This window comes from Bradyrhizobium ganzhouense, from assembly GCF_049949285.1.
GTDB lineage: Bacteria > Pseudomonadota > Alphaproteobacteria > Rhizobiales > Xanthobacteraceae > Bradyrhizobium > Bradyrhizobium ganzhouense.
The window spans coordinates 615,763-635,332 of the sequence record NZ_CP181318.1 but is presented as its reverse complement, the minus strand read 5'-3'; the positions used below and the strand labels follow the sequence as shown (position 1 = coordinate 635,332).

The 19,570-nt window shown below is 64.9% G+C and carries 16 protein-coding genes; 5 read left to right on the top strand and 11 right to left on the bottom strand.

The features are described 5' to 3' along the window. Nucleotides 1-10: 10 nt before the first annotated feature. Nucleotides 11-1,567, top strand: coding sequence for an MDR family MFS transporter (locus ACLFLU_RS02975; protein WP_426410874.1), 1,557 nt, complete (start codon nucleotides 11-13; stop codon nucleotides 1,565-1,567). A gap of 212 nt (nucleotides 1,568-1,779) precedes the next feature. On the opposite strand, the gene ACLFLU_RS02970 is transcribed toward ACLFLU_RS02975, so the two are convergent. From ACLFLU_RS02970 to pcaF, 5 genes are all read right to left on the bottom strand, one after another. Continuing rightward, nucleotides 1,780-2,841 carry a phosphotransferase gene (locus ACLFLU_RS02970; protein ID WP_426410873.1) on the bottom strand — a complete coding sequence of 354 codons (1,062 nt, stop codon included), beginning with the start codon at nucleotides 2,839-2,841 and terminating at the stop codon, nucleotides 1,780-1,782. Between the two features lie 104 nt (nucleotides 2,842-2,945). Beyond that, nucleotides 2,946-3,548, bottom strand: a complete 603-nt coding sequence (pcaG, locus tag ACLFLU_RS02965; RefSeq protein WP_426410872.1) for a protocatechuate 3,4-dioxygenase subunit alpha — start codon at nucleotides 3,546-3,548, stop codon at nucleotides 2,946-2,948. A gap of 1 nt (nucleotide 3,549) precedes the next feature. Next, a complete protein-coding gene (gene pcaH, locus ACLFLU_RS02960) occupies nucleotides 3,550-4,251 on the bottom strand; it encodes a protocatechuate 3,4-dioxygenase subunit beta (protein ID WP_426410871.1) in 702 nt (233 codons plus the stop codon). A 129-nt stretch (nucleotides 4,252-4,380) separates the two neighbouring features. After that, on the bottom strand, nucleotides 4,381-5,274 hold the full coding sequence (locus ACLFLU_RS02955; protein ID WP_426410870.1) for a dioxygenase: 894 nt from the start codon (nucleotides 5,272-5,274) through the stop codon (nucleotides 4,381-4,383). 229 nt (nucleotides 5,275-5,503) lie between these two features. Next, nucleotides 5,504-6,712 (bottom strand): 3-oxoadipyl-CoA thiolase, encoded by a 1,209-nt coding sequence (gene pcaF / locus ACLFLU_RS02950; protein WP_426410869.1) that lies wholly within the window; start codon nucleotides 6,710-6,712, stop codon nucleotides 5,504-5,506. 215 nt (nucleotides 6,713-6,927) lie between these two features. Between pcaF and mutS the strand changes: the two genes are divergently transcribed. Then, nucleotides 6,928-9,666, top strand: a complete 2,739-nt coding sequence (mutS, locus tag ACLFLU_RS02945; protein WP_426410868.1) for a DNA mismatch repair protein MutS — start codon at nucleotides 6,928-6,930, stop codon at nucleotides 9,664-9,666. Nucleotides 9,667-9,750: 84 nt separating this feature from the next. On the opposite strand, the gene ACLFLU_RS02940 is transcribed toward mutS, so the two are convergent. From ACLFLU_RS02940 to ACLFLU_RS02920, 5 genes are all read right to left on the bottom strand, one after another. Further along, the gene (locus ACLFLU_RS02940) at nucleotides 9,751-10,560 is read right to left on the bottom strand and encodes a hypothetical protein (RefSeq protein WP_426410867.1); all 810 of its coding nucleotides are present in this window, start codon (nucleotides 10,558-10,560) and stop codon (nucleotides 9,751-9,753) included. A 145-nt stretch (nucleotides 10,561-10,705) separates the two neighbouring features. Next, on the bottom strand, nucleotides 10,706-11,215 hold the full coding sequence (locus tag ACLFLU_RS02935) for an OsmC family protein (RefSeq protein ID WP_426410866.1): 510 nt from the start codon (nucleotides 11,213-11,215) through the stop codon (nucleotides 10,706-10,708). A gap of 53 nt (nucleotides 11,216-11,268) precedes the next feature. Continuing rightward, complete coding sequence (locus ACLFLU_RS02930) at nucleotides 11,269-12,054, bottom strand: ABC transporter ATP-binding protein (RefSeq protein WP_426410865.1); 786 nt, start codon at nucleotides 12,052-12,054, stop codon at nucleotides 11,269-11,271. 4 nt (nucleotides 12,055-12,058) lie between these two features. Beyond that, nucleotides 12,059-12,904 carry an ABC transporter permease gene (locus ACLFLU_RS02925; protein ID WP_426410864.1) on the bottom strand — a complete coding sequence of 282 codons (846 nt, stop codon included), beginning with the start codon at nucleotides 12,902-12,904 and terminating at the stop codon, nucleotides 12,059-12,061. Nucleotides 12,905-13,133: 229 nt separating this feature from the next. Further along, nucleotides 13,134-14,105 (bottom strand): aliphatic sulfonate ABC transporter substrate-binding protein, encoded by a 972-nt coding sequence (locus tag ACLFLU_RS02920; RefSeq protein ID WP_426410863.1) that lies wholly within the window; start codon nucleotides 14,103-14,105, stop codon nucleotides 13,134-13,136. 188 nt (nucleotides 14,106-14,293) lie between these two features. Between ACLFLU_RS02920 and ACLFLU_RS02915 the strand changes: the two genes are divergently transcribed. Beyond that, the gene (locus ACLFLU_RS02915; RefSeq protein WP_426410862.1) at nucleotides 14,294-17,083 is read left to right on the top strand and encodes a [protein-PII] uridylyltransferase; all 2,790 of its coding nucleotides are present in this window, start codon (nucleotides 14,294-14,296) and stop codon (nucleotides 17,081-17,083) included. A gap of 8 nt (nucleotides 17,084-17,091) precedes the next feature. Here the strand turns inward: ACLFLU_RS02915 and ACLFLU_RS02910 are convergent, their stop codons facing one another. Then, nucleotides 17,092-17,622: a methylated-DNA--[protein]-cysteine S-methyltransferase gene (locus tag ACLFLU_RS02910; protein WP_426410861.1), complete on the bottom strand. Its 531-nt coding sequence runs from the start codon at nucleotides 17,620-17,622 to the stop codon at nucleotides 17,092-17,094. A 45-nt stretch (nucleotides 17,623-17,667) separates the two neighbouring features. Here ACLFLU_RS02910 and ACLFLU_RS02905 point away from each other — a divergent pair, with 45 nt between their 5' ends. Then, nucleotides 17,668-18,075 (top strand): DUF1304 domain-containing protein, encoded by a 408-nt coding sequence (locus ACLFLU_RS02905; RefSeq protein ID WP_426410860.1) that lies wholly within the window; start codon nucleotides 17,668-17,670, stop codon nucleotides 18,073-18,075. Between the two features lie 160 nt (nucleotides 18,076-18,235). Beyond that, a complete protein-coding gene (locus ACLFLU_RS02900) occupies nucleotides 18,236-19,462 on the top strand; it encodes an ABC transporter substrate-binding protein (protein ID WP_426410859.1) in 1,227 nt (408 codons plus the stop codon). Nucleotides 19,463-19,570 lie beyond the last annotated feature (108 nt).

Below are 19,570 nucleotides of genomic sequence, written 5' to 3'. Positions count from 1 at the left end.
GACTGATCCGATGGCGGAGTCCAACCCTGCCCTGATGGTCCCCGGCCTGCGCCGGAACATGGTGACGATCTGCGCCATGACGGCGACCATCATGCAGGCGCTGGACACCACCATCGCCAACGTCGCGCTGCCCTATATGCAGGGCACGCTGTCGGCCTCGCAGGACCAGATCAACTGGGTGCTGACCTCCTACATCGTCGCCGCCGCCATCATGACCGCGCCGGTAGGCTGGATTTCCAACCGCTTCGGCCGCAAGCGCATCTTCATCATCTGCGCCGCCGGCTTCACCTTCGCCTCCGTGCTGTGCGGGCTGGCGCAGGACATCAACCAGATGGTGCTGTTCCGCCTGCTGCAAGGCGTGTTCGGCGCAGCCCTGGTGCCGCTGTCGCAGTCGGTGATGCTCGACTATTACACGCTGCAGGAACGCGCCAAGGCGATGTCGATCTGGGGCATGGGCGTGATGATGGGCCCGATCATGGGCCCCTCGCTCGGCGCCTGGCTGACCGAGACCTATTCCTGGCACTGGGTGTTCTTCGTCAATCTGCCGTTCGGCGCGATCACCGTGCTTGGACTCAGCATCTTCATGGACGAGACCAAGCAGGATACCACCCTCAAATTCGACTGGTTCGGCTTTGCGGCGCTCGCGGTCGGGATCGGCGCGCTGCAGCTTGCGCTTGACCGTGGCGAGCAACTCGACTGGTTCGAATCGATCGAGATCGTGACCGAGTTCGTCGTCTCGGGAATCGCCTTCTATTACTTCTTCGCGCACTCGTTCACGACCTCACGTCCCTTCATCCAGTTCGCACTGTTCCGGGATCGCAACTTCCTCACCGGCTGCATCTTCATGACGGTGATGGGGCTCGTGCTGTATTCGACCATGGCGCTGGCCTCGCCCTACCTGCAGAACGTCATCGGCTATCCCATCATGACCGCAGGCGGCCTGCTCGCGAGCCGTGGCTTCGGCACCTTCTTTGCCATGATGATGGTCGGCCGCATCATGCGCTACATCGAGGCGCGCACGCTGATCATCTCCGGCCTGACGCTGACGGCGGCGTCGCTGTTCCAGATGACCGGCTGGACCGACCAGACCCAGGTGCCGGAGATCATCATCGTCAGCGTGATCCAGGGTTTTGGCTTCGGCCTCGTCTTCGTGCCGCTCTCGACGGTCGCTTTCATGACGCTGCCGAACCATTTGCGGACCGACGGGACCTCGATGCTGACGCTGCTCCGCAACGTTGCGAGTTCGGTCGGCATCTCCATCGTCATCGCCCAGCTGACCCAGGGTACGCGCAAGACCTATGCGATCCTGTCCGAGCACATCAACCCGTTCAACCACGCGCTGCAGATGCCCGACGTGAGCGGCATGATCAACCTCTCGACCGATGCCGGCCGCGCCATGGCCGACAGGATCGTGGGCCTCCAGTCACAGATCATCGCCTTTGCGCGCGATTACCAGCTCGTGATGTTCTTCATCCTCTGCACCATCCCGCTGGCGCTGATGATCGGCTCGACCAAGGCCATGCTGCGCAAGCAGACCGCAGCACCGGAACATGCGGTGATGGAGTAGTTGCAGTCGAACGGCAATCTCCCCTGTCGTCCCGGACAAGCGAAGCGCAGATCCGGGACCCAACCACAGGGAGAGGTTTGGCGACGACTCGGAGTTGCCAGCTCGCGCCACGACTCCTCCCTGTGGTTATGGGTCCCTGCGCCCGTGCGCAATTGCGCACTAGGCAGGGACGACAGCGGGATTGTTGAGCCGCCGTCGCGCTCCACCGTCCGCTACAACAACTCCTCACACCCCAAATCCTCGACCGCCATCATCACCCGCTCCAGATTGTTCCACCAGATCAGCGGCGGGATGTTGATCGCCCATTGCCAGACCGGCTTGGTGATGTGCCAGAGCACCGACCGGCGATAGTCCTGGTCGAGCGCACCTCGGGTGTAGCCGACCACCCCGTGCGCGAGCAGCGTCTCGTGATAATGATTGAGCAGCTGACGTTCGAGCGCCTGTCGGCGCTCCGGATACCACTGCATCGCCATCATGTAGGCGAGGTCCGAGGCCGGCACGTTGATGCGCCACTGGTCGAAATCGAAAATGCGCACGGTGTCGACGACACCGGCGCGTGGCAGCAGGAAATTCCAGCTGTGCGCGTCGCCATGGGTGATGCTGAGATGGCGCCGCGAAAAATAGCGCTCGGACAGGCCGGCCGACTGATCGATGAGCCGGCGATAGAGAATGCGGCGCTCCTCGCTCAGGCGATCACCGAGCAGATCGGCAAAGCGATCGTAGTGGCCCGCGAAAATCTCCATACGCTGCGCGCTCTCTTCAGGGCTCATCCAGGTACCGACGGTGTCGCCAAGGCCGGCGTGGTCCCACCACGCCGCGTGCCAGCTTGCGAGTGTCGTGACGATGGTCATCGCCTGATCGCGCGACGGCGGCAGCGGCCATTGCGTCGCGATCTCGTGGCTGTCGGTGAGGTCTTCGAGCAGGAGATGCCAATCTGTGCTCTCCTCGTCGAAGCGCCCGTCGAAACAGCGCGGCATCAGCCCCGAGGGCATTTTCGGTGCAAGCTTCGCATAGAAGGCCACCTCGTGCCGGCCGCCATGCGCGAGCGTCTTGGCAAAATTGGGATGCGGCGTCTTGAGAATCAGCGTCTGCGGAGAACCAGAGGACTCCCCGACATAGCGCAGGCCGAGCCGAGTGATGTGCGACACGAGGATGTCACGCTCATCCAGCACTTTCACTTCGCGCACGGCGCCGGCGTCCAGCGCACCAGCCTTGCGTAGCGCAGCCGTCAGGTACCCGGGCTCAGCGACCGCCGGCAGTTGTGAGGATGTCATGAGTCGCGCCCCCCGGTGCCGCAGCCATACTGCATGAACACTCGGGGAAGCGCCACACCCTCCTCTCGTCGTCCCGGACGGCCTTCGCCGGGACGACGTCGGGGCTACACGTCGAAGAACACCGTCTCGTTGTCGCCCTGCAGGCGCAGGTCGAGCCGATAGACCGGCTTGCCGGCCTCGCGCACCGCGATCAGCGTGGCGCGGCGGTCGGCAGGGACCAATCCCAGCACGGGATCGGCGGCGTTGCCGGCTTCGTCGCTGAAATAGATGCGGGTATAGAGATGCCGCAGCATGCCGCGCGCGAACACCGCCAGAACGATGTGCGGCGCCTGCGGCTTGCCGTCGGGATCGGGCACGACGCCCGGCTTGATGCTGTCGAAGGAATAATTGCCGTCCTTGTCGGTGCCGCAGCGGGCAAAGCCGCGGAAGCTGGCGTTCGGCAGCGCGCGCTTGTCCTGCGGATCGGCGTAGCGCCCTTGCGCGTCGGCCTGCCAAAGTTCCAACATGGCATCCGGCACTATGGCGCCGTCGCCGTCGAACACCCGGCCCTCGATGCGGACGCGGTCGCCGGTGACGTCGGGCGTCAGCGTCGAATTGGTGAACGCGTCGTTCCAGGCGTAATCGCCGGTCGGCGTCAGGCCATATTTGAAGAACGGACCGACGGTCTGCGATGGGGTGATACCATCGGGCTTCACAGAGTCCTGCACGTTAGTGGTTCTCCATGGGGGTGGCATCCTTGCCGCGCAACACGATGTCGAAGCGATAGCACAGCGCCCATTCCGGCTTGGTATTCTCCAGGTCGAACGACGAGACCATGCGCATCCGCGCCCTCTCGTCCGGGACCGAGTTGAAGATCGGATCGAACGGGAACAGCGGGTCGCCCGGGAAATACATCTGCGTCACGAGGCGGGTGACGAAGGAATGGCCGAACACCGACAGGTGGATGTGGGCGGGGCGCCAGGCATTGTGGTGATTGCCCCAGGGATAGGCGCCGGGCTTGATGGTGACGAAGCGATAGTAGCCGGAGGCGTCGCTCTGGGTGCGGCCCGCTCCGGTAAAATTCGGGTCGAGCGGCGCCGGATGCTGATCGCGGACGTGGACGTAGCGGCCGCAGGCATTGGCCTGCCAGATCTCGACCAGCGAGTTCGGGACGCCGCGGCCGTCCTCGTCACGGACGTGGCCGTGCACGATGATGCGCTCGCCGAGCGGCTCGCCTTTGTGCTGAGTGGTGAGATCGTTGTCGCCGTCGCGCACGGTTTCGTGGCCATAGACCGGGCCGGTCAGTTCCGACAGCGTGTGGCGCATCGGGATCAAGGGCTTGTTCGGCGCGCGCTTGATCGAACTCTTGTATTCGGGCGACAGCGGCAGCGGATGCGCCTTGTTGCTGTCAGTGGGATAGATGAATGTCATCGGCGAACTCCTCCCCGGCCATTTTGGTCCAGCCGGTCAACGCTTCCGTCAATCATTATAGAATATAACTAATCTAGGGAAGCAGGTTTAGCGGCCTCCCGCGAACCCGACACGATCCGTCACGAAGCCTTACTTGATCGGCGGACGCGGCAGCACGGCCTCCCCGGCCTCGAGCCGATAGGTGTGGTCGAGCGAATACCATGGCGTCGAAACGTCACGCGCGGTCGGGTGCGGCGTCTCGTGGCGCAGGAACTTGCCGATCAGCGCTTGTGTCACGCCGAACTGCACGTCGCTATCGATGTGGGGGTCGTTGGGATCGTAGACCTGCGAGATCAGCACCTTGAATCCCGGCTTGAAGATCAGGGCGTGCAGATGCGCGGGACGATAGGGGTGGCGGCTTTGCGCTTCCAACAGACGGCCGACGACACCGTCGGTGGGAATGGGATAGCCGACCATCATCACCGAGCGGAAGGCGAAGCGCCCGTCGGCATCGGTCGTGAACTTGCCGCGCAGATTCATGTCGGCCTGCTCGGGGTCCTGGTTCTCATAGAGCCCGACCGGCGAGGCGTGCCAGACGTCGACCTCCGCGCCGGCGACGGGGCGGCCGTCCTTGTCGACGACGTGGCCGCTGACGAACAGCGGCGCGCCCGGCGTCTCGGACCGGACGATTGATCCGCCATTCTCGACCCGCGGCGAGTTCAGCCGCCAGAACGGCCCGAGCAGCGACTGATCGGTTTCGGTGTTGCCCTGATCGCCATTGTTGAGCAGGCACACCAGCGGCGAGACGCCGAGCGAGCCCGCCATCAGCACGACTTCATTATGCGTGTCGGTGGTCAGCTTGCCGAGCTCGGCGATCACAGCGGTGGCGTCGCGGAATTCCTTCTCGGTCAGGCGCACGTCACGGACGAAGCCGTGCAAATGCTTGACGAGCGAGACCATGATCTGCCGCATCCGCGGATCAGACGTCCGCTCCATCACCGCTAGAGCGGCGGCCGTGACGTCCTGCTCGCGCTCGATGATCATGCTGACATTTTCTCCCTCTCAGATCGGGGCGCGAGAGAAGCGAGCGAACTCAGACTCTTCACCTCGCCCCGCTTGCGGGGAGAGGTCGGATTGCGCTCGGCGATGCGAAGCATCGTCCGAAGCAATCCGGGTGAGGGGGTACAGGTCCCGCGGCCATCTCATCCGCGGAGAGAGGCCCCTCACCCCTGCCCTTTCCCCGTAAGAACGGGGAGAGGGAGAGGACAGAGTCTTAATTCAGCTTCTCGATCGCAACGGCGACGCCCTGGCCGACGCCGACGCACATGGTGGCGAGCGCGAGCTTGCCGCCGCGCTTCTCCATGCCGTGCACCGCGGTGAGCGCGAGGCGCGCGCCGCTCATGCCGAGGGGATGGCCGAGCGCGATGGCGCCGCCGTGCGGATTGACGAAATCGGCATCGTCAGCGACGCCGAGCTGGCGCATGCAGGCGATGCCCTGCGAGGCGAAGGCTTCGTTGAGCTCGATCAGGTCGAAATCAGTAATCTTCTTGCCCAGACGTTCCATCAGCTTGCGGGTCGCGGGCACCGGGCCGATGCCCATGATGCGCGGCGGCACGCCGGCCGAGGCAAGGCCGAGAATGCGGGCGCGCGGCGTCAGGCCGTGCTTTTTCACCGCGGCCTCGGAGGCCAGGATCATCGCGGCGGCGCCGTCGTTGACGCCCGACGCATTGCCGGCCGTCACCGTGCCGGGATTGCGCACGATCGGCTTGAGCTTGGCGAGACCTTCCAGCGTGGTCTCCGGGCGCGGGTGCTCGTCCTTGTCGATGGTCACAGGGCCGGCCTTGCCGCCGGGAATGGTGATCGGCGTGATTTCTTCCGCGAAATAGCCGGAGGCGATCGCCGCACCCGCGCGCTGCTGCGAGCGGATCGCGAAGGCGTCCTGATCGGCACGCGAGACCTGGAATTCCTCGGCAACGTTCTCGCCGGTCTCCGGCATGGCGTCGACGCCATACTGCGCCTTGAGCAGCGGATTGATGAAGCGCCAGCCGATCGTGGTGTCGAAGATCTCGGCCGAGCGCGAGAAGGCTTCCTGCGCCTTGCCCATCACGAACGGCGCGCGGGTCATGGATTCAACGCCGCCGGCGATCGCAAGCTCGATCTCACCGGAGCGAATGGCGCGCCCCGCAGCACCGACCGCATCGAGGCCGGAGGCGCAGAGCCGGTTCAGGGTCTGGCCGGGAACCGAGTCCGGCAGCCCTGCAAGCAGCAGAGCCATGCGCGCGACGTTGCGGTTGTCCTCGCCGGCCTGGTTGGCGCAGCCGAAGAACACCTCATCCACCTGCGCCCAGTCGAGATTGGGGTGCTTGGCCATCAGCGCCTTGATCGGGGCCGCCGCGAGGTCGTCGGCGCGCACCTTGGCAAGGGAGCCGCCGAAACGGCCGATCGGGGTCCGCACGGCATCGCAGATAAAGACGTCACGCATCGTTGTTCTCCCTGAATGCCGCGGTCCGGCGAAATTCTTCAATGTCGGCGGAGTTTTAGGAGGGCGCCCGCGGCAGGTCAATTGACGGTTTCTTGCTTGTTCCGAGGGGTATCCACGCCGCCAGCGCATGCCGCGGTGCGGACAACGTGGAAAACCTCCCCTCCCCGGCCAAAGCGATAGGAGCAGGAGGCGAAATTTTGTAGGTTGCGCCGCCCATGACCATGCAACAGCCCATCCAATCGCCAGAGCCCGAACCTACCGCCGTGCCGCAGGCAGAAGCCGCCGCGCGCGTCACGCCGATGATGGAACAGTATCTGGAGATCAAGGCGGCGCATCAGGGCCTCTTGCTGTTCTACCGGATGGGCGATTTCTACGAGCTGTTCTTCGAAGACGCCGAGATCGCCTCGAAGACGCTCGGCATCGTGCTGACCAAGCGCGGCAAGCATCAGGGCAACGACATCCCGATGTGCGGTGTGCCGGTCGAGCGCTCCGAGGATTATCTGCATCGCCTGATCAGCGCCGGCCACCGGGTTGCCGTGTGCGAGCAGACCGAGGACCCCGCCGCTGCGAAAGCGCGCGGCAACAAGAGCGTCGTGCGCCGCGGCGTTGTCCGGCTGGTCACGCCGGGCACGCTGACCGAGGACACGCTGCTCGATGCGCGCGCCAACAACTATCTGCTGGCGATTGCGCGCGCGCGTTCGTCCGCCGGCGGCGACCGCTTTGGTCTCGCCTGGATCGACATCTCGACCGCCGAATTCACGGTGACGGAATGCTCTAGCGGCGAGCTCGCCGCGACGCTCGCGCGCATCAATCCGAACGAGGCCATCGTCACCGACGCGCTTTATAGTGATAACGAGCTCGGACAAACCTTGCGCGAGCTGCCGGCGGTCACGCCGGTGACCCGCGACGTCTTCGATGGCGCCACCGCGGAGAAGCGCCTCTGCGACTATTTCGCCGTCGCGACCATGGACGGGCTGGCGCAGCTCTCGCGGCTGGAGGCCACGGCCGCTGCCGCCGCCGTCACCTATGTCGACCGCACCCAGGTCGGCAAGCACCCGCCGCTGTCGCCGCCCGCACGCGAAGCCTCGGGCGCGACCATGGCGATCGATCCCGCCACCCGGGCCAATCTCGAATTGACCCGAACGCTCGCCGGCGAGCGCCGCGGCTCACTGCTCGATGCCATCGATTGCACGGTGACGTCAGCGGGCTCGCGCCTGCTGGCGCAACGGCTCGCCGCACCCTTGACCGATGCGCCGGCGATCGCGCGGCGGCTCGATGCCGTCAGCGCCTTCGTCGCGGATTCAGCCACGCGCGAGGACATCCGCAGCATCCTGCGCGGCGCGCCCGACATGTCGCGCGCGCTCGCCCGTCTCTCGGTCGGCCGCGGCGGCCCACGCGATCTCGCAGGTCTGCGCGACGGCATCATCGCCGCCGATCAGGTGCTGGCGCGGCTCTCCGAGCTCGACCAGCCGCCACAGGAGATCGCCGCGGTGATGGCGGCACTCAAGCGCCCCTCGCGCGAGCTCGCGGCCGAATTTGCCCGCGCGCTCGACGAGCAGCTGCCGCTGATCAAACGCGACGGCGGCTTCGTTTGTGCCGGCTACGAGCCGGCGCTTGATGAAGCGCGAAACCTGCGCGATGCCTCGCGCCTGGTTGTCGCCTCGATGCAGGCCCGCTACGCCGACGACACCGGCGTAAAAGGCCTCAAGATCCGCCACAACAACGTGCTCGGCTATTTCGTCGAGGTCACCGCGCAGCACGGCGACAAGCTGATGTCGGCGCCGCTGAACGCCACCTTCATTCATCGCCAGACGCTGGCGGGGCAGGTGCGCTTCACGACGTCCGAGCTTGGCGAGATCGAAGCCAAGATCGCGAACGCCGGCGACCGCGCGCTGGGGCTCGAACTTGAGATTTTCGAGCGGCTCTGCGCCAAGGCACTCGATATCAGCGACGATCTGCGCGCTGCAGCGCAAGGCTTTGCGCTGCTCGACGTTGCGACGTCGCTGGCCAAGCTCGCGGTCGATGAAAACTACGTGCGGCCCGAGGTCGATGGTTCCCTCGGCTTTGCGATCGAAGCCGGCCGTCATCCCGTGGTCGAGCAGGCCCTGAAGCGCAACGGCGAGCCATTCATTGCCAATGCCTGCGACCTCTCGCCTAGCCCCGCGCAAAAATCCGGCCAGCTCTGGCTGCTGACCGGCCCGAACATGGCGGGTAAATCGACCTTCCTGCGCCAGAACGCGCTGATTGCGTTGCTGGCGCAGATCGGCAGCTTCGTGCCGGCCACGCGCGCGCGGATCGGCATCATCGACCGCCTGTTCTCGCGCGTCGGCGCCGCCGACGATCTCGCCCGCGGCCGCTCCACCTTCATGGTCGAGATGGTCGAGACGGCTGCGATCCTCAACCAGGCCGGCGAGCGGGCGCTGGTGATCCTCGATGAGATCGGCCGCGGCACCGCGACATTCGACGGCCTCTCCATTGCATGGGCCGCAATCGAGCATCTGCATGAAAGCAACCGCTGCCGCACCCTGTTCGCGACGCATTATCACGAGCTGACCGCGCTCTCGGCCAAGCTGCCGCGGATGTTCAACGCGACGGTGCGGGTGAAGGAGTGGCAGGGCAACGTCGTGTTCCTGCACGAGGTGCTGCCGGGCTCGGCCGACCGCTCCTACGGCATTCAGGTGGCCAAGCTCGCCGGCCTGCCGCCGGCGGTGATCACGCGCGCGAAATCGGTGCTGGCGAAACTCGAAGCCCAGGACCGCGGCCAGACCGCCCGCGCGCTCGCCGACGATCTGCCGCTGTTCGCCGTGCCCTCGCGTGCCGCCGCGGAAGCCGCACCGCCGAGCGAGGCCGAGCTATTGATGGACGCTGTAAAGGCGCTGCACCCGGACGAGATGTCCCCGCGCGAGGCGCTGGATGCGTTGTATGCGTTGAAGGCGAAGCTGCCGAAGCAATGACGGTGCTGCCGTAGGGTGGGTTAGCCGAAGGCGTAACCCACCGCTTTTGTTTCCGCGGCTGAGAAGATGGCGGATTACGCTTCGCTAATCCGCCCTACGAAGTTCAAGCCGCTTCCTCCGCCCCTTCCACCACAGCGTCAGATTCCAGACGATGCAGGTGGCAAGCCCCAGACTGAGGCCAACCGCGGAGCCGAAATTCGCGGCCCCCAGATGCAGCACCGCGATCGCCATGCCGAAGCCAAGCAGGCCCCAGGCGGAGTTCGCGAGCACCGCCGCTGTCGGCGGTCCCCCGATGCGGGGATGCAGGATCACCATCATGCTGGTGAAGACGATCGGGTAGAGCGCGATCACACCGGAGACGCGAGGGCCGACCCAACTCGAGGTCGAGACCACGATCGCGACAAGGGTTGCGACCAGCGAAGCGCGGAACGGAATGTCGTACCAGCGACGCGTCACCAGCGGCATCTTCACATGGCGGTATTTTGCGAGCAGCGGAATGCAGATGCCGAAGGCGACCAGGTTGACGGCGAGCCCGGCCGTCAAGGTCCAGTCGAACAGGCGGATGATGGACGCCAGCACGATCCACACCGCCACCGCGCTTCCGGCACTCACGGCAAAGCTGTGTCGCTGCGCCAGCACGACGTAGGTCAGCCCGAGGAAGATCGTTGCCGCGTTGACCGGAAGGCTCGACAGCGCGCCCTGCGCGATGAAGGCGGCGTCATGGTCGAGCGCGAGGAAGACGTAGGAGGGCCCTGCCGAGATCGGCAACGTCGCCACCAGCGCACCGATCACCGGGCCGGAGCGCTCGGTAATGATCGACGCCGACACCACGAAGGCGGCCGCAACCGCCATGCGCAGAAGAAGGAAGAGGATGTAGGAGAGTTCGGGGGGCATTTTTGCTTTTGTCGTCCTGGACAAGCGAAGCGCAGATCCAGGACCCATAACCACAGGCTTCGCTGTGTTAGACGGTCGGAGTTATCAGCAGGGCAAGACAATCGGCGTCAGGGGTAATGGGTCCCGGCTTTCGCCGGGACGACATCTAAACCCGCTGCATCGACACCGAAACCTTCGGGCCGTTCTTGATGGTCTGGTAGACCACGCAATAGCGCTCGGTGAGCTTGAGCAGCAGATCGAGCTTGTCCTGCGGTGCGTCAGTATCGACCTCGAAGCGCAGGCGGATCTCGGCGAAGCCGACCGGGGTCTCCTTGTCGACGCCGAGCGTGCCGCGAAAATCGAGATCGCCCTCGGCGTAGACGTTACCGGTCTTGAGCGGCACCTCGATCGCGGTCGCGACCGATTTCAGCGTCACGCCCGCACAGGCCACAAGCGCTTCCAGCAGCATGTCGCCGGAGCAGAGCTCGAGGCCGGAGCCGCCGGTGGCCGGATGCAGGCCGGCAAGCGCGATGGCGCGGCCGGTCTCGACCTTGCAGGCGATGCCTTCGCTGTCGGTCGAGCCCTTGGCCCTCAGCGTGATCATCGCGGTCTTGGGATCGGTCTTGTAGCGTTCCTTGATCGGGGCCTGCATCTGGCGCAGTTCTGCGGCGTCCATCTTGTTCTCTCCCGGAAAATTGCCCCTCGATGTACCGGCTTGAAGCGAAAATGTCACCACCACATGGCCTGACCGGGACCCTGGGTTGCGTCACGGTCGGGCACGTTGCGGTCGAGCGAACGGTCGAGTGACGTCAGCACACTTCGCTTGAAATTCTCGAACAGCGGCGAATTGCGATCGCGCGGCCGGCCCAGATTGATCTCGATCTGGTCGAACAGCCGGCCCGGCCGCGGCCGCATCACCAGCACGCGGTCGGCCAGCACAACGGCCTCGTCGACGTCATGCGTGACGAGGATCAAGGTCGGCCGCGTATCGGCCCAGAGGTCAAGCAGATGATCCTGCAGGTCCCGGCGGGTGAAGGCGTCGAGCGCGGAGAACGGCTCGTCGAGCAGGAGCACCTCGGGCTGCGGCACCAGCGCCCGCGCAATCGCGACGCGCTGCGCCTGCCCGCCGGAGAGCTCGCGCGGCCAGGCCTGCGCCTTGTCGGCAAGGCCAACGCGGGCGAGCGCACGCGTCACCTTCTCGCGTCGCTCAGCCGAAGGCAGCTCGGCTAATCCAAATCCGATATTGTCGGCGACGCTGAGCCAGGGCAGCAGCCGCGGCTCCTGGAAGATGATGCCGATCTTGGCGTGCGGCGAGGCGATCGCTTCGCTGTCGAGCGTCACCGTGCCGGAGCTGGCGCGATCGAGGCCGGCGATGGCGCGGAGCAATGTTGATTTGCCGCAGCCGGAGCCGCCAATGATGGCGAGGATCTCGCCCTGCCTGATCTCGGCGGTGAAGCGCGCCAATGCCTGCACGCCGTTGGGGTAGGTCTTGCTGACCCGGTCGAGCGCCAGCATCGCGTTACGCTCCCTTCGCGCGCCCGAAGGCGTCCTGCCAGCGCAGGAACGGCGCGGCAGAGACCTCGATCAGCCAGTCGGTCAACTTGCCGAGAATGGCGAAGATCACGATGGCGGCGAGGATCTGCGCGGGCTTGCCGAGCTGCTGGCCGTCGAGCAGGAGATAGCCGAGGCCTTCGGAGGCGCCGATCAGCTCGGCCGCCACCACGAACATCCAGCCGAGACCAAGGCCAACACGCAAGGACACGACGTAGGCCGGCAGCACCGCGGGCAGCAGGATGCGGCGGATCATCGCGAAGCCGGAGAGACGGAAGGTGCGGCCGACCTCGACGATCTTGCGATCGACCGACAAGATCGCGCCCATCACGCCGAGATAGACCGGGAAGAACACCCCGACCGCGATCAGCGCGATCTTGGAGGTCTCGAAAATGCCGAGCCAGAGGATGAACAGCGGCACCCAGGCCAGCGACGGAATCGCACGCAATGCCTGCACGGTCGGATCGAGCAGCCGCCGCGCCAGCGACCAATAGCCGGAGATGGCGCCGAGCAGCGTGCCTGCGACCACGCCGAAACCGAAGCCGAGCCCGACACGCCACAGCGTCGCAGCGATGTGGCGGAGCAGCTCACCGGAGCGGGCGAGATCGGCGATGGTGGCAAAGACCCGCGAGGGCGGCGGCACCAGCCGGCCATTGGACCAGCCGAGCCAGACCACGAGCTCCCAGCCGAGCGCGAAGATCAAGGGCAGGAGCAACCCCAGCATCGGCCGCGCATAACGCGACAGCCGCGACGGCGCGGCCGCGCTCTCGGCCGGTTCCGAAGATTGCTGCAAAACTGGCGCATCGGAGATCATGGCCGGTAGGAAGCGCGTCTCGTGTGAGATTGCAACACTACTCTTTCTGCACTCTCCGCTGTCGTCCCGGACAAGCGAAGCGCAGATCCGGGACCATAACCACAGGAAGATGTGGTTGCGGGGACCCGGAGTTACTAACGCTGCACCAAACCACTCCCTGTGGCTATGGGTCCCGGGTTCGCTTCGCGCCCCGGGACGACGGCGGAGTTTGTTGCGCGCGCTTGCCGAACTAATTCGTCGGCAGCGGCACCTGATCGTCAATCAACGCATCCAGCGTCGCCTTCACGTCGACCTTGGCGTCGACGACGCCGGCCTGTTGCAGGGCAAGGCCGGCGGCGAGGATCGACTCGCGCTGCGGCGCGCCGATGCGGCTGTGGGTGAGCTCGGTGCGCTCCTTGAGCTGCTTGTCCACGACAGCTTCCGGCAGCTTGGTGACGGCGATGAAGGTCTTCTTGAGATCATCGTAATTCGCCAGCGAATATTTCCGCGCTTCCTCGTAGACCGCGAGAACGCGGCGGGCGGCGTCCGGATAGTCCTTCAGGAACTGCTCGCGCACATTGAGGATGCCCCAGGTGTTGGCGTCCGCCTTGCGGTAGAACAGCTTTGCGCCCTCCTCGACCTCGGCCTGCGCCATCATCGGATCGAGACCGGCCCAGGCATCGACGTCGCCGCGGATCAGCGCGGTCTTGCCGTCGGCGTGCTGGAGCAGCACCGGGGTGATGTCCTTTTCGGTGAGACCCGCGCCGAGCAGCGCGCGCACCAGGAAGATGTGCGGATCGGTGCCGCGCGTTACCGCGACGCGCTTGCCCTTGAGGTCGGCAACGCTTGCGATCTTGGAATCCTTGCCCGTGACCAGCGCGGTCCATTCGGGGCGCGAATAGACATAGATCGACTTGATCGGGTTGCCGTTGATGCGCGCAACCAGAGCTGCCGAACCCGCGGTCGAGCCGAAATCGATCGAACCGGCATTGAGGAATTCGAGCGCCTTGTTGGAGCCGGCCGACTGTACCCAGGTGATGGTGATGCCGTCCTTGGCGAACTCCTTCTCCAGCAGCCCCTTCTGCTTCAGGACCATCGACACCGGATTGTAGGTCGCCCAGTCGATGCGGATTTCCTTGAGCGGATCGGCAGCCCGTGCCGCGGGGGTCACGGCGAGCGCAACGGCTCCCGCCAAGAGAATACGTCGTGTGATGTTGGTCATGCCCAGCCTCCTCCAAAACTTCATTGTTTTTCAATGAGTTATATCTAGAGGTCAACGAGAAAATCCCACCCTCGAAAGCGTGCGGCCTGAGAACAATTTTGCTCGATGCCGGCCTTTTCCAGCATGGAACAACTATTGCCAGAGAATGGCGGGTGACAGCGCCTGTCACCTCTTATATCCGGTGAGACATGGACAGCGTTGCGACCGAGCATAGGCCACAGGTGGATGATCGCTTCGACACCGCGCGGATCACCGCCGCGGTCGATGCGCTTGCGGAAAAGCATCAGGGCCGCGAGGACACCTTCCGCACCGCGACCGCACAACTGCTCAAGGCCGAGCTGCTCGCCGCGCGGGCCGCGGCGCAAGCGATCCTGCTGAAGGACCGCCACGGCCGCCGCTGTGCCGAGCGGCTGTGCCACGTGCAGGACGAGATCATCCGCATCCTCTATTCGGCCGCGACCCGGCATCTCTACCGCTCGCCGATCCCGAGCGGCGCGGAGCGCATGGCGGTGGTCGCGACCGGCGGCTATGGCCGCGGCCTGATGGCCCCCGAATCCGACATCGATCTCCTGTTCATCCTGCCCTACAAGCAGACGGCCTGGGGCGAGCAGGTGGCTGAGGCGATCCTCTATTGCCTCTGGGACATGGGGCTGAAGGTCGGCCACGCCACACGCTCGGTCGATGAATCGATCCGGCAGGCGCGCGGCGACATGACCATCCGCACCGCGATCCTGGAGACGCGCTTCCTCACCGGCGACCAGCCGCTCTATGGCGAGCTGGTCGCGCGCTTCGACAAGGAAGTGGTGCAGGGCACCGCGTCCGAATTCGTCACCGCAAAGCTCGCCGAGCGCGAGGAGCGGCATCGCCGCGGCGGCCAGTCGCGCTATCTGGTCGAGCCCAACGTCAAGGACGGCAAGGGCGCGCTACGCGACCTGCACACGCTGTTCTGGATCGCAAAATACGTCTATCGCGTCCGCGACACCGACGAGCTGGTCGAGCGCGGCGTGTTCGACGCGCAGGAGTATCGCAGCTTCCGCCGCTGCGCCGACTTCCTCTGGTCGGTGCGCTGCAATCTGCATTTCTACTCCGGCCGCGCCGAAGAGCGCCTGTCGTTCGACCTCCAGCGCGAGATCGCGATCCGGCTCGGCTACACCTCGCATCCCGGCATGCAGGACGTCGAGCGCTTCATGAAGCACTACTTCCTGATCGCCAAGGAAGTCGGCAACCTCACCGCCATCCTCTGCGCCAAGCTCGAGGACCAGCAGGCCAAGCCCGCACCGGTGCTGAGCCGGATGATGGCGAGGCTTCGCCCCACGCCCGTGAAGCGGCGCGTCCCTGACAGCGACGACTTCATCGTCGACAACAACCGCATCAACGTCGCCGCGCCCGAAGTCTTCAAGCACGATCCGGTCAATCTGATCCGCATCTTCCGCCTGGCGCAGAAGAACAACCTCGCCTTCCACCCGGACGCGATGCGCGACGTGACGCGCTCGCTCGGCCTGATCAACGCACAGATGCGCGAGAATCCCGAGGCCAACCGGCTGTTCATGGAGATCCTGACCTCCGACAACGCCGAGATCGTGCTGCGGCGGATGAACGAGACCGGCGTGCTCGGTCATTTCATCCGCGCCTTCGGCAAGATCGTCTCGATGATGCAGTTCAACATGTATCATCACTACACGGTCGACGAGCATCTGATCCGCTGCGTCGGCTTCCTCCAGGACATCGAGCGCGGCGGCTTCGAGGAGTTCACGCTCGCCAGCGACCTGATGCGCAAAATTCGTCCCGAGCATCGTTCGGTGATCTACATCACGACGCTGCTGCACGACATCGCCAAGGGACGGCCCGAGGATCATTCGATCGCAGGCGCCAAGGTCGCGCGCCGGCTCTGCCCGCGGCTCGGCTTCAGCGCCGCCGACACCGAGCTCGTGGCCTGGCTGATCGAGGAACATCTCACGATGTCCACGGTGGCACAGTCGCGCGATCTCTCCGACCGCAAGACCATCGAGAATTTCGCCGCCGTGGTGCAGTCGGTTGAGCAGATGAAGCTGCTCACCATCCTGACCACCGCCGACATCCGCGGCGTCGGTCCAGGCGTGTGGAACGGCTGGAAGGCGCAGCTGCTGCGCTCGCTTTATTACGAGACCGAACCGGTGCTGACCGGCGGCTTCTCGGAGGTCGACCGCGGCAAGCGCCTCACGGCCGCCTACGCCGAATTCCGGCACGCCTTCGCCGAATGGCCGGCGGACGAGCTCGACGCCTATGTCGGCCGGCACTATCCGGCCTACTGGCTCAAGGTCGAGCTGCCGCGCAAGATTCGCCATGCCCGCTTTGTGCGGTCGAGCGAACAGGCCGGCCACAAGCTCGCGATCAATGTCGGCTTCGACGAGGTGCGCGGCGTCACCGAGCTGACGATCTTCGCCGCCGACCATCCCTGGCTGTTGTCGATCATCGCCGGCGCCTGTGCGTCAGCCGGCGCCAACATCGTCGATGCCCAGATCTACACCACGACCGACGGCCGCGCGCTGGACACGATCTCGATCTCCCGGGAATACGACCGCGACGAGGACGAAGGCCGGCGCGCCACCCGCATCGGCGAGATGATCGAGGACGTGCTGGAAGGCAAGCTGCGTCTGCCCGAAGTGGTGGCGCGGCGCACCGTACGCAGCAAGGCGCGGCCTTTCGTGATCGAGCCGGAAGTGACCATCAACAATCAATGGTCCGACCGCTACACCGTGATCGAGGTCTCCGGCCTCGATCGCCCCGGCCTACTCTACGAGCTGACCACCGCGATCTCGAAGCTTAACCTCAACATCGCCTCGGCCCATGTCGCGACCTTCGGCGAGCGCGCCCGCGACGTGTTCTACGTCACCGACCTCCTGGGCGCGCAGATCAACGCCCCGACGCGGCAATCCGCGATCAAGAGCGCGCTCACTCATGTTATGGCCGCTGACAAGGCGGTTCAGCCGGCGGTGTGAGCGGAGACCTAAACCTCTACCCCCTCATGCCGGAGCAACCACCTCTTCCGCTCCAGCCCGCCGCCATATTTCACCAGCGAACCATCCGCGCCGATCAGCCGGTGGCACGGCAACACCACGCTGATCGGGTTGGAGCCATTGGCGTGACCGACGGCGCGAATGGCCTTGGGCATCTCGATCTTCGCGGCGAGTGCGCCGTAGCTCATCGTGGTGCCGGCGGGGATTCTTGCCAGCGCGGTCCAGACCTTTTGCTGGAATGGCGTGCCGGCGATGCGCCATTCAATGCGTGAGAGTTGACCGAGATCGCCCGCGAAGTAGCCCGACAGCGCGGTCTTCATCCCGGTCGGCGCCGGCCGATCGACCAGATCCACCGCGCCATGATGCAGGCGCAAGAGCTCGCGCATGCGGTGCTCGTAATCATCCCAGTCGAGCGCGCGCAACGCGCCGTCGGCATCGGTGGCGAGCAACGCAACCCCGATCGGCGTCGCCAGCCGATCGAGGCCGAAACGTTCGGGAGTCCTGGTTGGTCGAGCGGCCATCGCGACACCTTGCATCGAAACACGTTCGCACTTGCCATGCCGGCCATGCTAGCGTCCACCCGAAAGCTGACGCTTTTGGGGGAGCTCAACTTGATTCTAATCGCCAATATCCTGCTGGCGCTGGTCGCCGCACTGCACGCCTATTTCCTGATCCTCGAGATGTTCCTCTGGGACAGGCCGCTTGGCTTGAAGACTTTCCGCAATACGCCCGAGAAAGCCGAGATCACGAAAGTGCTCGCGGCCAATCAGGGGCTCTACAACGGCTTCCTCGCCGCAGGCCTGGTCTGGGGTCTCGTCCACGGCAACCCGGCCTTCGCGTTCCAGATCAAGGTGTTCTTTCTGCTCTGCGTGATCGTGGCCGGCGCCTATGGCGCGGCGACCGTCAGCACGCGCATCCTGATCGTGCAGGCGCTGCCGGCCGCAATCGCACTGGCTGCATTGTTCCTGGCCTGAACTCTTGGCCTAAGACCTTAGCCTGAGACGCTCTGGCGCGGCACCGCGATCCTTGCGCCGCGCCTGCCCTTCCTCCACACTCTTCGGCAGCGATGGCGACCGTTGCAACCAACGGGAAAAGACCGTCGGCCGGAAAATTCCGCCAGGAGGAACAAACAACATGAAGACTCGCAGAGCCTATCTAGCTGCCACGGCGGCGCTCGCCTTCGCGTTCTCCGCCAGTCAAGCTCTCGCCCAGAAGAAATACGACACCGGCGCGAGCGACACCGAAATCAAGATCGGCCAGACCGTGCCGTTCTCCGGCCCCTATTCGGTCTACGCCAATATCGGCAAGACGCAGGCCGCCTATTTCAAGATGATCAACGACCAGGGCGGCATCAACGGCCGCAAGATCAACCTGATCCAGTATGACGACGCCTATTCGCCGCCGAAGACCGTCGAGCAGGTCCGCAAGCTCGTCGAAGGCGACGAAGTGCTGTTCACCTTCCAGATCATCGGCACGGCCGCCAATGCAGCCGTGCAGAAATATCTCAACGGCAAGAAAGTCCCGCAGCTTCTCGCCTCGACAGGCGCTGCGCGCTTCAACGATCCGCAGAACTACCCTTGGACTATCGCCTACAATCCCAACTACATCTCCGAGGGACGCATCTACGCCAAGTACATTCTCAAGGAGCATCCGAACGCCAAGATCGGCGTGCTCTACCAGAACGACGACATGGGCCGCGACTATCTCGCAGGCCTCAAGAGCGGCCTCGGCGACAAGGCCGCCAGCATGATCGTCGGCGAGGTCTCCTACGAGGTCACCGATCCGACGGTGGATTCACAGGTGGTCAAGCTGAAGTCGATGGGTGCCGATCTTTTCTACGATGCCTCGACACCGAAATTCGCGGCTCAGGCAATCAAGAAGGTGGCCGAGCTCGGCTGGACGCCGGTGCACATCCTCGACATCAATGCGAGTCCGATCTCGGCCACATTGAAGCCGGCCGGCCTCGACATCTCCAAGGGCATCATCTCGACCCAATACGGCAAGGAGCCGGGCGATCCCCAGTGGAAGGACGATCCCGGCGTGAAAGCCTTCTTCGCCTTCATGGACAAGTATTTCCCGGAAGGGGACAAGCTCAACACCGTCAACACCTACGCCTATTCGGTGGCGGAGTTGCTGACGCAGGTGTTGAAGCAATGCGGCGACGACCTGTCGCGTGAGAACGTGATGAAGCAGGTCGCCAACATCAAGGACTTCACCCCGAGCTTTGCGCTGCCCGGCATCAAGATCAACACCGGGCCGAACGACTACCGCGTCAACAAGCAGATGCAGATGATGAAGTTCAACGGCGAGCGCTGGGAGCTGTTCGGACCGATCATCGAGGACTCAGGCCCGGCTGGCTAGTCGTTGCGTAGGGTGGGCTATGTAACCCACCCTACGAACGGCCAGCACCTCCCCACCTTGCGTTGCAGCAACCACTCCGCCACACTCGCCCTCAGCGATGGCGCCGGA